This is a genomic window from Pontimicrobium sp. MEBiC01747, assembly GCF_053601635.1.
Genome location: NZ_JBSHNS010000583.1, coordinates 1 through 13,104, shown reverse-complemented (window position 1 = coordinate 13,104; position 13,104 = coordinate 1). Strand labels below are relative to the sequence as shown.

Annotated in this window: 10 protein-coding genes; 5 read left to right on the top strand and 5 right to left on the bottom strand. The window is 30.2% G+C overall.

Features of this window, described 5'->3' with window-relative positions:
- The 5 genes from ACVC2P_RS19600 to ACVC2P_RS19580 all read right to left on the bottom strand — a co-directional run.
- On the bottom strand, positions 1-822 hold an 822-nt coding region (locus ACVC2P_RS19600), incomplete at its 3' end, for an OmpA family protein (RefSeq protein ID WP_452600140.1).
- Positions 823-1,066: 244 nt separating this feature from the next.
- Positions 1,067-1,921 (bottom strand): OmpA family protein, encoded by an 855-nt coding sequence (locus ACVC2P_RS19595; protein ID WP_452600139.1) that lies wholly within the window; start codon positions 1,919-1,921, stop codon positions 1,067-1,069.
- A gap of 59 nt (positions 1,922-1,980) precedes the next feature.
- A complete protein-coding gene (locus ACVC2P_RS19590; protein WP_452600138.1) occupies positions 1,981-3,624 on the bottom strand; it encodes a S41 family peptidase in 1,644 nt (547 codons plus the stop codon).
- 107 nt (positions 3,625-3,731) lie between these two features.
- A complete protein-coding gene (gene rnpA / locus ACVC2P_RS19585) occupies positions 3,732-4,103 on the bottom strand; it encodes a ribonuclease P protein component (RefSeq protein WP_452600137.1) in 372 nt (123 codons plus the stop codon).
- Between the two features lie 22 nt (positions 4,104-4,125).
- Positions 4,126-4,938, bottom strand: coding sequence for a LexA family transcriptional regulator (locus tag ACVC2P_RS19580; RefSeq protein ID WP_452600136.1), 813 nt, complete (start codon positions 4,936-4,938; stop codon positions 4,126-4,128).
- A gap of 1,000 nt (positions 4,939-5,938) precedes the next feature.
- Between ACVC2P_RS19580 and ACVC2P_RS19575 the strand changes: the two genes are divergently transcribed.
- The 5 genes from ACVC2P_RS19575 to ACVC2P_RS19555 all read left to right on the top strand — a co-directional run bounded on the left by ACVC2P_RS19575 (position 5,939) and on the right by ACVC2P_RS19555 (position 12,910).
- Complete coding sequence (locus ACVC2P_RS19575; protein ID WP_452600135.1) at positions 5,939-6,421, top strand: hypothetical protein; 483 nt, start codon at positions 5,939-5,941, stop codon at positions 6,419-6,421.
- A gap of 85 nt (positions 6,422-6,506) precedes the next feature.
- Positions 6,507-9,560 carry a hypothetical protein gene (locus ACVC2P_RS19570; RefSeq protein ID WP_452600134.1) on the top strand — a complete coding sequence of 1,018 codons (3,054 nt, stop codon included), beginning with the start codon at positions 6,507-6,509 and terminating at the stop codon, positions 9,558-9,560.
- 167 nt (positions 9,561-9,727) lie between these two features.
- A complete protein-coding gene (locus ACVC2P_RS19565; protein ID WP_452600133.1) occupies positions 9,728-11,713 on the top strand; it encodes a hypothetical protein in 1,986 nt (661 codons plus the stop codon).
- A gap of 5 nt (positions 11,714-11,718) precedes the next feature.
- A complete protein-coding gene (locus tag ACVC2P_RS19560; RefSeq protein ID WP_452600132.1) occupies positions 11,719-12,537 on the top strand; it encodes a hypothetical protein in 819 nt (272 codons plus the stop codon).
- 10 nt (positions 12,538-12,547) lie between these two features.
- Positions 12,548-12,910, top strand: coding sequence for a hypothetical protein (locus ACVC2P_RS19555; protein ID WP_452600131.1), 363 nt, complete (start codon positions 12,548-12,550; stop codon positions 12,908-12,910).
- Positions 12,911-13,104: the final 194 nt, after the last annotated feature.

The following is a 13,104-nucleotide window of genomic DNA, read 5'->3' as shown; positions in this document are numbered from 1 at the left end:
TTCAACACGTCTATCTTCGCTAGCATCGCCACCTAGATTATATTGTCCTTTCATACCTTGGTATCTTATACGTCTTGCATCTACACCATTTTTTACTAAATAATCACGAATATATTTAGCTCTTACTGTAGATAAATTAAGTTTTCCTGTTTCCTTGTCTTTAGATTCTCTTCCGTTATCTGTACAACACACATGGCCGTTAATTGTAAAAAAGATATCGTCTCTTTTTACTAAAAAAGCTGTTAATTCTTTTAAAGTTTCTACAGATTCTGGTGTTAAATAGCGTAACCCCATTTTAAACTTTAATCCGTTTAAGTTTATTAAGTCTCCGGTTTTAAGATCTTCTCCGTAAAAAGAACCAGCAATTAGTTTTTTTGGTGCTATAACTATAGTTACTTTTCTGTTTAATGTTCTTAATTCGTTAAATAAAGCTTGTTCAGAAGTTGTTAAAGCTATTTCTCCTTTTCCATTAGTTTTAACAATCTCTGGCTTTTTATCGCTATTTCTGTAATCTGCTATTATATTTCTAATAGCATTAGCTCTTTTATTAGATAACTGTTGGTTGTATTCAGTACTACCTCTATCATCACAAAAACCAATTATAGACATTCTTTCTATATCTATAGATTCTGTTGCTTTAATGAAGTCTAATAGTTTTTTAAACTCTTTTGTAGTTAAAGCATATTTATCTGTATTAAAATAAACCTCATGACTTAAAGTAACATTGTCTTTTTCTTTAAGTTTATCTTTCTTAATACCACTGGCAGCTAGGGTAATATTTAGCGATAAAATAGAGATTAATAATAAGGCAAAATGTTTCATTATTTCTTTTAATTTGTTTGGGCGCCGCAAAGCTATGGCGATATAAAGAAGTGGCGAAACATTTTAGTTAACTTTCAAATATTTTTGGTTTAAGTGCATGACTTAGGATAAGTGGTAAACTTCTTACGATAAAAGACTATGCTAGTTATCTGTTATTATTAACATTTTATAGATAACTTAAATTTGGAGTAAAAAAAAGCAGCTAAATTTAGCTGCTTTTTACTGTAATATTTTATACTAGAATTTAGTTTTTCTTACCAACATAAGTAACTAAAATTTCAACTCTACGGTCATTTTTTGCTGGTCCACCAAGCGGAAATTTACGTCTTAGCCCAACATATTTCATGCGTTTTTTATCTACTCCTTTTTTGGCTAAGTAATTATAAATGTATTTGGCACGTGCTACAGACAAATTACGTTTTCTTGTTCTTTTATCTACAGCATCTCTACTCATTTGTGTACAACATACATGACCTTGAATTGTAAAATAAATGTTATCGTGTTTTACTAAAAGCTTAGCTATTTTTTCTAATGTTTTTTTAGATTCGGCAGTTACATAACTATAACTGGTTTTAAAGTATATTTTATCTAAACGTATTTTATCTCCTTTTTTAATGGTACCATTTTCTATATCGTCTGTAGTTTTTGGACCATTGTTTACAACAACCTCTTCCGCTTTATCTTCATTTTCTTTTGGTTGTTTTGTAGTAACAATAATTTCTACTTTCCTATTTAATCCTCTTATTTTATGAACCTCTGTTTCGTTTAATATCTTTAAAAGAATTTCTCCTTTTCCGTTTACGTTGGTTATTAAGTCTGGATCTATACCATAACCCGAAAACAATTCTTTTATTTTATCTGCTCTGTTTTGAGAGAGTTCTAAGTTATATTGGTCTGTACCACGATCATCACAAAACCCGTATATAGATATTTTTTCAATGTCTATATCATCTAAAGAAGAAATAAATAAGAGTAATCTATTTTCTTCGGTTAATGGTACAATGTATTTATCTGTATCAAAATAAACATCATGTGTAATTTCTTCTTGCGAAAAAGTAATATTAGAAATTAATAATAATATAATAAGTAGTCGTTTCATAATTATCAGTACAGCATTAAATATACCAAATTTTAAATAGGGCTATAATTTTATAAGGGTTATCTTAAATATTTATTGTAAATATTAGGGTTAGCTAGTATTTCTGTTGCTTTTTTTATTTCTGCATTGTGTATTTTGTAATAATCGTATAAACCTTCTCTATAAACATAACGTTTAACAATTTCGTCAGACAATAAACCCATTAACTGTGTTTTATTTTCATCTATAGCGAGAAGTTTTGATTTATTTAAGTTAGATATTAAAGTATTATAATCTTTTTGGATGTCGTCGTCTAGCTTTTCTGTTTTAGCAACTTTTAAAACTTTAGATAGTGATTTTTCTGTATCAGTTTCAAAAGAAAAATCGCTAGTTTTTAAATATTTTTTAAAATTAGAAAAATCGCTATCTGTTAATTTAAAGGTGTTAATATCTTCTATTTTATGGCTGTAATAGTATTTAGTAGCATAATCGAAAATACTTTGACTATTAAGAACCGCTTTTGTAATAGCAGAGTTTTTAGAGTAAGCCAATACCTCATCTGGGAATACACCACCACCATCAAAGACTTTTCTACCATTTTTGGTTTTAAATTCTTTATAATCTTTTTGTTCTACACGTACTGCATTTCCTTTTTCATCTTTATTCCAGTAATCTAAGGCTTGAATGCAACGACCAGACGGTGTATAATAACGAGAGATAGTTACTTTTAGTTGAGTACCATAGGTAAGTTTTTTAGGGCGTTGTACTAGTCCTTTACCAAAACTTCTAGCTCCTACAACTACAGCTCTGTCTAAGTCTTGTAACGTTCCAGAAACAATTTCACTTGCAGAGGCACTACCACCATTAATTAAAACAACTACAGGAATTTTTGTATCAATGGGGTCTTTTTTAGTGTAGTAAGTTCTATTGTATTTTTTAACTTTAGATTTTGTGGTAACGACCAATTGGCCTTTAGGTACAAATAAGTTTACCACATTTACAGCTTCGCGAAGTAAACCTCCAGGATTTCCTCTTAAATCTAAAATAATACGTTCTGCACCTTGCGCTTTTAAATCTTTTAAAGCATAGCCTGTTTGTGCAGAGGCTTTTGTATTGAATTTTTTAAGAACAATGTACCCTGTTTTTTCATCTACCATAGAAAAGTGTGGTACTGCGTCTATTTCTATTTCCGAGCGTTTTATTGTAGCTGTATATTCTTTACCTTGTCTTACATAAGTTGCAACAAAAGAAGAGTTAGGTGTACCTTTAAGTAAGTTTGAAGCATCATCTTTATATGTAGAAATGAGTACACCATCTATTTTAATAATTTCGTCTCCTGCTTTTAAACCTGCTTTATCCGCAGGATAATCTTTATAAGGTTCTATAACAACAAGTTTATCTTTAAGCGTTTTTATTCTGGCACCAACACCTGTGTAATCTCCAGTACGTTTTATGCGTTCGGCTTCAACATCTTGCTCATTATAAAAACGAGTGTAGGGATCCAATTCGTTTAGCATATTTTTAATGGCATTATCCATTAAATCACCCGGATTGGTTTCGTCTACATAATTCATGTTGAGTTCTTTAAATAGCGTTGTAAATATTTCTATTTGCTTAGCAATTTCAAAGAAATCGTTATTATACTTAGTAAAAGCTGTTCCTGTAAATAATATAGTAACAGCAAAAACAGGAATAATAACTTTTCGTTTTAAAAGTGTTTTCATGGTGTATTTGTTTAATAAGCAAGATGAAGATTCTTAAATTGAATTTATCTTAAAAAACGCTTAAAATTCATCTTAATTAAGTAATTCTAAATTATTAGTAACATTTGTTATTTTGGTAATTTAGAAATACGGTCATTAAATTTAATAAATAATGCCTTCATTTTTCTGTTTATAGTTTCAAAATCTGGCAGCTCTTTATTAATATATAAAATCATAAACGAATAATTAGTTATGTTGTTGTCTAACAATAGTGTTTTATTAAGCCTGTAAGCCTCACGCATTAAGCGTTTTATTCTAATACGGTCTACTGCTTTTTTAAAATGACGTTTACTAACAGAAACACCAACTTTTAATTGTTCATTATTTTTTAAATAGACTAAACGCAAAGGGTATGCCGAAATACTCTCGCCTTCAGAAAATAACTGTCCAATAGCTTTTTCGCTTTTTAGTTTTTCGGTTTTATTATATGTAAGTTTCATGAGTTTAGAAGCAAAAAATCTTCTAATTTTTTATAGCTTTAGTATTAAGCGCATCTTTAAGCTCTATTAATTGACTTTCTAGTTCGTGCAATCTATCGTAAATATCTACAGGTTCTGGCATTTGTTTAGACGCAAACATAGTAACGTACCAAATTTCCATAATATCCTCAACATCTATAGTATAAGTTGGGTAATTACCATCTTTGTTGTCACTTTTTAAAATAAGCTTACCTCGTTTTTCTACTCTGTTAATAACACGTTTTAAAACAATACCATCGTTTTTACTTACTATAACATAAACACGACCATCTTTTACTTCATTTAAACTTTCTACATATTTACCAAAAACTAAATCACCATCAAAAAAAGTACGTACCATAGAGTTGCCTTGTACTTCAAAACACCTAAAGGTACCATTATTAAGATGTGGCATATTAAACGAAGGTAAAGTTTCAATAAACTCAGTGTCTCCATAGCCATCTAAATACCCTGCTCTAGCTTTTACTGGTACATAAACTACATTTTCTTCGTTTTCTTGGTTAACAGAAACCACTTGTGGCACTCCCGAATATGTTTGAATTTCTGGAATGTCTTCTTTTAACATTACTGTACTTTTACCAAAAAGATAATCTGGGTTAATGTCAAACTCATCTATAATAGCAGATAAAACATCGTAACCGGGTTTTGTTTTTTTTCTAGAACCATCGGCTTGAGGTCTACCATTAACTATACTATCTACAGTTGTTCCAGTAACGCCAATGCGTTTAGAAAAAGAAAAGTTGTTTAATTTAAAATGAGTGATAATAGCTTTTATTTTCTCGTCAATAGTCTCCATAAATAAAATAAAATAAAATTAAACTTTTTACAGATATGATTGTAAAATGTTTGTTTTGGTTTGTAAAATGTGGTATATTTACACGATAAACACATTGCTAATATACAAAAATATCTATAAATCAAACATTTGTATAAAATTTAATAAACAAATTGTTAATTTTATATAAAAAGCGCGTTACCTAATAAATTGGAGGGCTTTACTCATTATTGTTTTTTATGTTTTATAAAAAATCCAACTTTGAAATACCATAATATTTTGTAACTAATTATAAATTATAGAGACTTATATGCTAGACTATAAGCTATTGTATTGATGGTATATTTTAACACAGAATTATCAATATTATTTAAAATAAATAAAAAAGAGTAGCGTTTTAATACAGCTAACGCATCGCTAAACCACAATTTATAATGTGCAATAAAAAATCAATAATTAAAACATGTTAAACAAAAGAAAATCAGTATCCCTAAGAATTTGTATTTCTAAAAAAAATAAAGGCCTTTATTTTTACCGGCTTTTAAACTCTACAGCAAAAATCTAATTTTTTCAATGCGTTTTATACACCATTATAAAAAATAAGTATATAGAAGTGTACAGTCTATAGTCTTATTTTAATAGATGGTTAAACTTTAAATTTAAATCATATTACATAATAATATTTATTTAAGTATAAAATTTAAACTTTTTACAAAAATAATTATAACATAATTTGTATTTATTTGTAAAATGTTTTATTTTTGCAGAGCTATTACCTCTAAATCTTTACAAATTAATAATCGATTAACATTTGTATAGAAAAAGAGTAACAATTTCTTGATTTTACATAAAAAAGGCGTCTTAAAAAAAATCAAACAACGACGGTTAACTATTCAAAACATAATATTGAATAGGGTGGAAAACTATGCCTAAAACTTAAGGCTTTGTATTAAGGTAAACTGTTAGAAAAGTGAACAATAACAGTTTTAAAAACAAAAAAATAATAATTAAAACATTAAAAATGAGTAAAGAGATTAAACAAAATCTATTCAGATTTGTAACAGTGCGTAACCCGCAATTAATAGATAAAAAAGAGGGGCATCCTGGATTTGTGTTTCACCCTAACGAATCAGAAAGTGTATTTTTTCAAGCTATAAATGGTTCAAGTTCAGGAAGAACAGCTACTCCATCAGCACCAGTAACAAATAAACAAAAGTTAGAAACTGCAGCAAATAATTTTACAGCTTATAGTACACGAAAAGAAATCGCCACCATTAATACGGCATTGTATGCATTTTCAAACTGGTTAATGCGTAATAAAAATAACTTATCTTATAAACTTATACAAGATAACTTAAATGGAGCTACACTTTTAGATAAAGAGGCTAAAGAAGATCTTTTAGTATGGGATAATTTAATATACCAAACCATTGCCAAAAAATCGATTTATGTAAGAGAAGCATTAATACAAATGTTAAGCCGACCAATTTTTAAAAGCTTTTAAAGACTCTTCTTTAGTAGTAAGAGATGGTAAATTTACCAAAGCACAACAAGAAGAATTTACACGTCGTGCTAATGCAAGTGTTGTAATGTCTAATGCTTTATTTGATACACCTGAAGATTCTGTTAAACCAAGAGAGGTAGTAAGTAAAGAAGCAGAAAAACAATTAGATAAAGCAACGACAGCTAGTTTAGCCAAATTAGCTATAGAAGCATATAATAAACTTCTAGAAGAATTAAAGCCTTTAGAAATAGAGCGAACAAAAAGTAGGCAAACAGATTACTTAATAGCTCTAGAAAATTACAATAAGCAAATAAAGTTACTAACCGATGAAGCTACACCAAAAATAGTTATAGAAACAGACCCAAGAACAGGTAATGAAATAGAAATTAAAACTTACCCAGACTTAGAGTTACCAGCATTTAACTATACTGCAACTACCGAAATGGTAGACGTTAATAATTTAAAAGCAGAACTTACTGATGCTTCTTTCCAGTTATTAGTAAAAGACAGGTTAGAAAAATCCAGTTCGTTTGAATCTATTACAGAAGCAATTCATAAAAAAATAAAACTAAAAACAAAAATAGTATTAGAAAACGCTTCAAATACTGCTAAAAAAATAAGTGTTGGAGGTAGTGTTATTTCTGGGGTTGCGCCAAGCTCTAATCAAGCTAATTATTCAATTTATACCTTAGGAAACCAGCAGACTCAAGATATTATACTGTCTTTTAATATTATTGGTAACGATAATACACCAGTAAGCATGACTTGTAATGCGACTTTAGATGATGGTTCTGTGCAAACAAACACAAGTTTGGATGTAATGAGTAATAACGGGAGTTTAATAATATTAAGATTACAAGACGATTTTAACGTAGAAACAACCAATACAATACAGCTGTCAGGTACCATTACGTATAGTTCTGGTTCAACTTACGGGTATAATAGCACTTTAAATTTAAAAATAGGACGTACTTTAGGCGTTTTCTCTTTAGAAGACCCTAGAGATACTGGAAACGACACCGGAAACGATACTGGAAACACAGATACGAGTACTCCATTAAACGGAGATACTTTTGGAGTTACCAGTTTAGGTATTGCAGATTTTAGACGTGTAGAACAAGAAGTGTGTTGCTATGTAGCAGGCGAAGTATCTCACATTGAAAACATTATGGCTCGCGAATATAAAGAACGTGAAACCAGAAGTTTAACAAGTATTGAAAATATAACTGAAGATACGAGAGAATCTGAAATAGAAAAGTTAACAGATACAACCACTACAGAACGTAACGAAATGCAAAGCGAAATAGCTGCAGTGGTTACAGAAGATCAATCTAGTAGCCAAGGTATAAGTGCCAATGCATCTTACAATGGAGATAAATTTAACATAGGTACTGCAGGGTTTTCAAATACAGCATCGTCTAGTTCTACTTCAAACTCTAATACGCAGGCACAAACCTATGCGCAGGAAGTAACCGAGCGTGCTATGGAGCGTATTGTACAAAAAGTAAGTAAAAAACGTACCTCTAGAATTTTAAGAGAATTCGAAGAGAATAACACGCATGGTTTCGATAATAGAAAAGGAGATAAACATATTACAGGCGTGTACCGCTGGGTAGATAAAATTTACAAAAATAAATTAATAAACTACGGCAAACGCTTAATGTATGAATTTGCAATACCAGAACCAGCAAAATTCTTTAAAGAGGCTTTGTACAATAAAGTAGAAATAGGAACACTAGAAGAAGGGTTAATATTACCAGAAAAACCAGTGCATCCAAGTGAGCTAGATATACCAATAACAAGCGCATCAGATATAACAGAATATAACTATCAGGAAATTGCGGCTTATTACAATGCAGAAATTACGGCTAAACCTTTAAAAAATATTACAATAGGAAAAGGGTTTGCCACTTCTGGAGGAGAAGGAAATATAAATTTATTTTCTAGTTACGACGACGAAATTTCTATACCAGAAGGTTACGAGGCATATGAGGCTAAAGCATTTCTTTCAGGAATGGAGTACCCTCCAAGTGGAAGAGGTATAAGTGTAGCAGTTGGAGATTTAAATTTTAACAGATTTGGCACTATACCATATAGAATTTTCGATTTTGATTATGAACTATTAGAGTCTACATTTAGTGAAACATTGCCAGTATCAGTATATTTCTGTAACTATCATACAGGTAATGTAAACGTATCTGTAAAATGTAAATTATCTTCAGAAAGAGAGAAGCAATGGCAAAACGCTACTTTTAAAGCTATAATGGATGCTTATAATGAAAGTGTAGAAGCTTATAATGCACAAGTAAGTTTTAATGAAGCAAATGAAACAAATAAATTAAAGTTTAACCCAGCATTTAACAGAAGCTTAGAAAAAAAGGAATTAAAACGTATTGCTATCGAGTTGTTAAGTAAACCAAAAGGACATGAAGTCTCTTTAAATAATTACGATACAGCAGCGATTTCTAAAGTAAAACGTAACGGTACATTCCAAAACCATGCATCTACTGTAAAATTCTTCGAGCAGGCATTCGATTGGGACATTATGGCTTACACCTTCTACCCATATTTTTATGCAGACGAAGCAGATTGGAAAAATTTATTTCAGGAACAAGATGCAGCAGACCCATTATTTCAAGCCTTTTTACAATCGGGAATGGCAAGAACCATTGTGCCAGTACGTCCAGGATTTGAAGATGCCGTAAACTGGTACATGATTACGGGAGAAATCTGGGATGGCCAAGGGTTAATAACAGACCAAGATAACGATTTATTTGTGTCTATAGCCGAAGAAATGCAAACCATAGAAGGCGAAGTAGAAGGCTCTTGGGAAACTCGTTTACCAACAAACCTTACCATTATACAAGCGGGCTCTATAGGCTTAAAAGTAGAAGGCTTACCATGCGATATTAATTGCGAAGCACATATACTATTCGATTCCGATGGTAACCCAGTGTTAGACGAAAATGGTAACCCAGTAGTAGATAACCCTATTGAGCAAACCAATGTATTAATTGGTGGTAGCACAGAAACAACAGTAGAAGATAGCGGCCCAACACAAGCCGAAATTGACGAAGCTGCTCAAGCTGAGGCAGAAGCCGAAGCCGCTAGCCAAGCAGAAGAGGAAGCTAATCCATAAGGATAATAGTAAAGTATAAGTTATAATAAACAAACACTAGTATCTCACACCTTACCTTTTTAAAACAGAGGGCAACCTCAACCAATACTTTATGCTTAGCATAAAGTATTGGGTAAGGTGTGTTTTACGCTATTAAACCAAGGTTTAACAATTAAAATAGATTAATTATGAATGCATATGAATACGGTTTGGAAAACTTTAAAAATAAGTATCAACCCAAACCCAATATTGTTGTTTTTAATGATAAAACTAATGTTTTAGACGATTTAGAAAATAACAATTTACAGGAAACAGAAGAACCTCAGGTGTATATTTATGCTGAAGTCTCTAGAGTATCAACAAATACATTTTCATTATTAGAGCCAATAGAAGCTGTTAATACAAATTATATAGAAGAATACTTAATACCTAATAATTATTTTGAAGATTTAGGAACTAATAATGATGTATTAGGCTATCCAGATACTTTTCAAGCTTATGCCTATGGAGAAAAGTTTTATATAAAATATCTTAACCCAGCGTACTCTGCAGATGAGGTTGTAATTACAGCAACAGGAACATTTACTCAAAAACTATTTGCTTTTGCAGAAAACAAACTAGGAGATTTAATAAATAACCCAGATATTAAGCTTATTTTCTTTTTTTCTAACGAAGGGTCAAAACTAGAAGTCGCTTATCAGAAAATAAACAATATAAAACCAGACGAAATTGTTTTCTTTCTAGAAAAAGACCAAGGTGTAAACATAGCAGGGTTCGTTTCTAGAATACTTACTGGTAAAGCGATTACTAAACAAATTAAATTACCTGCAAAATCTATAGCAAGTTTAGCACGCTTTTTTAAAGTAGATGCCGAAACAAGAGATATAAAACAACTATTTAAACTACATCTTAATGCAAAAGAAAATAAGGAAGAGCAAGGTGCTGCTTATTATTTAAACAAAATATTAAGCGCTCCTGTAGTAGTTAGTAATTACGGCTTGTATCTTTTAGGTTTAGGGTTAAAAGAAATTGGAGACGGTATTTCTAATGGTTTTACTTTAGATACTAAGCGATGGGAGTATTATGATAAAGATGGTAAAGAATCAACAACATTTAACCCTATATTTCCAGGTTTTGAAGCTTTTTTAAAAGCTAAAGAAAATAATAAAGAAGGAGATGTAAATGTAGAGCAACCAAAACCAATAGATGCTTTATTTCAAAAACTAGAAACAGAATTAGGAAAATTCTTTACAAAAGCAAAACAAGACACGTTAAACACCTTTTTTAAAAACAAGTTTCAGTTTTTTTACACTATAATTGGCAAACTAAAAGCGCTTTATAAAACCTTTATAGAAACCTATACTCTTAAAAATGCGTTAATATATATTAATGCTCTATTTATAGGGCTTTATAATAGTATAATAAAAGCTATAGGTGGTATAATTGCTTTAGTAGGTATTATTTTACAATTACCACATAAAGCTAGTGAATTGGAATCTAGTAAAGTAAAATCCTCAATAAGTGCTACGTTCGAGCTTTTAGAAGAGTATGTAGAAACTACCAGAATAGTATTCTCTGTTCCAAATATAAAAGCGCTTTTTTCGGCTTTTATAACAATGGGAGAACAAGTAAAAACGGTATTTGTTAATCCAAGCCAAATTGTATCTTTAACCAAAGAATTCGCTTTAAAAGCTTCAGATAAAACAGACGATGCTGTAAAATATATAACTACTAGAGTAGACAGTATAGGTTATGGCTTAGGCTTTGCTATAGGTTTTATTGTAGAAGAAGTTGTTACAGCAATAGCAACAGGTGGTGCAAAAACAGTAATAGGAGCTTTAAAGTTTACATTAAACTCTTTTGTAGACTTATTTAAAACGGTAGGACGCATAGGTGGTAAAACATTAAAAGGTATAGCTACGAGCCCAATAACTATAATAGAAAGTGTTGCGGCATTACTAAAATATTTAAGACGCCTAGATGTAAAACTATTGTTAGATAATTTTATAGAATGGTTTGTAAAGCTTTTTAAAAACACAAAGGAGTTGGCTGAGGCGGCTTTTGAAGAGTTGTTTGGTTTTACTACAAAGCGAGAACTTAGAAGTCTTGATATTGTACCAACTAAATATGATGAAGTTACTGAAACGTTCACCTTTTGTTCCATTAAAAACTAAAGAGTATGTGTTGGAATTATACAGGAAATAAAAATAAAAAAGGAGACATTAAAGTAGACGGTATTATTTTAAAGAAAAACTTAAGTGTTAAAGAACATAATAAGTTTCTTAAAGAGAAAAAGCTAGAGGCTGAAAAAAAAGGCATAACTATTGAAGAGTATTTGATAGAATTAAAAAATGTAATAGATAGATATTCTAAAAAATATGTAAGTGCAGATAAATACCCTAGAATTCAAAAAGGGATTATTAAAGATGTCTTTAATGAATTTGGAGATCATGGGTTAATATTATTAAAAAATATAGAAAAAGAATATATTTCTTTTATCAAATCAAACAAAGAGTCTGGCAATTGGTTTAGGCAAAGGCAGTTAATGTCTGGTATGTCGCATAAGAAATATCCGCATATTATTAGCTTTAAAACAAATTTTCCTTTTAAGGAATTAAAAGTATTATTGAATGATTTAGGAATTAAAAGGTTTGATATAAAATCGATAAATGAAATAAAACTTATTTACAAACACTTTGGAGAAGTAATGCATCCTTTTATTGAAAATAGGATTAAAGTCCACTTAGAAAAATTAAATTCATTAAATTTAGATCCTATTGTTTTAGAAAAAACAGGCGGAATACCTGGAATTCATGCTGAGATATTAGCTATTAATGATTTGTTGTTTAAATTAGAGAAAAAAGGCATTATAATTGATGATTCAATAATTAAGGATATTTTAGGTTATAATAAAATGTTTAAACCTGAGTTTATTCAACCTAGGTGTGCAGATTGTTATTATTTGTCTGCCGATGTTAAAATGATAGTATTAAATTAAAAGTATATTTATGAATTTAAAAGAACCAAATAAAATAAGAGTAAATGAGAATGATCTAGATAATTTGAGTCATTCAGAAGGAGGTTATATGAGAAAGAGCTATAAGGGTAAGCCTTTTGCCGGTTATATGGTAATGGATTACCATGAAAATGGTAATGTAATGTTTGAAGAAGAGTATCGAGATGGAGAGCACCAAGGTTGGGATAATGAATATTATGAAACAGGGATAATAAAAGATTCATCTTTAATGATAGGTGCTACTTGTTTAAAATATATTGAATATGATACTTTAGGTAATGTTATATCAGATAATAAACAAGTTTCTCAAGATGAATATTCAAGATTAGTTAGAAAATATAATTTAGTTAATTGATAATAGTTTTTATACGCATATTAAAGAATAAAAAGAGTGTCGAATATAGGCGCTCTTTTTATCTTATGTATGTCCCGTCCTAAAATAGCGATACACTAAAATCTTAGTGTAATGAAAACATCAGAAAACAATGGGTACACCAAGCGTACCCAAAAAGATTACTCGCTCTCTTTTAAACTTCAAATAGTTGAAGA

Bases quoted from the DNA above. Each gene is read 5' to 3' on its own strand.
- ACVC2P_RS19575 (WP_452600135.1), top strand. From the start codon at position 5,939: ATGAGTAAAGAGATTAAACAAAATCTATTCAGATTTGTAACAGTGCGT.
- ACVC2P_RS19595 (WP_452600139.1), bottom strand. From the start codon at position 1,921: ATGAAACGACTACTTATTATATTATTATTAATTTCTAATATTACTTTT.
- ACVC2P_RS19590 (WP_452600138.1), bottom strand. From the start codon at position 3,624: ATGAAAACACTTTTAAAACGAAAAGTTATTATTCCTGTTTTTGCTGTT.
- ACVC2P_RS19555 (WP_452600131.1), top strand. From the start codon at position 12,548: ATGAATTTAAAAGAACCAAATAAAATAAGAGTAAATGAGAATGATCTA.
- ACVC2P_RS19565 (WP_452600133.1), top strand. From the start codon at position 9,728: ATGAATGCATATGAATACGGTTTGGAAAACTTTAAAAATAAGTATCAA.
- rnpA (WP_452600137.1), bottom strand. From the start codon at position 4,103: ATGAAACTTACATATAATAAAACCGAAAAACTAAAAAGCGAAAAAGCT.
- ACVC2P_RS19570 (WP_452600134.1), top strand. From the start codon at position 6,507: ATGTCTAATGCTTTATTTGATACACCTGAAGATTCTGTTAAACCAAGA.
- ACVC2P_RS19560 (WP_452600132.1), top strand. From the start codon at position 11,719: ATGTGTTGGAATTATACAGGAAATAAAAATAAAAAAGGAGACATTAAA.
- ACVC2P_RS19580 (WP_452600136.1), bottom strand. From the start codon at position 4,938: ATGGAGACTATTGACGAGAAAATAAAAGCTATTATCACTCATTTTAAA.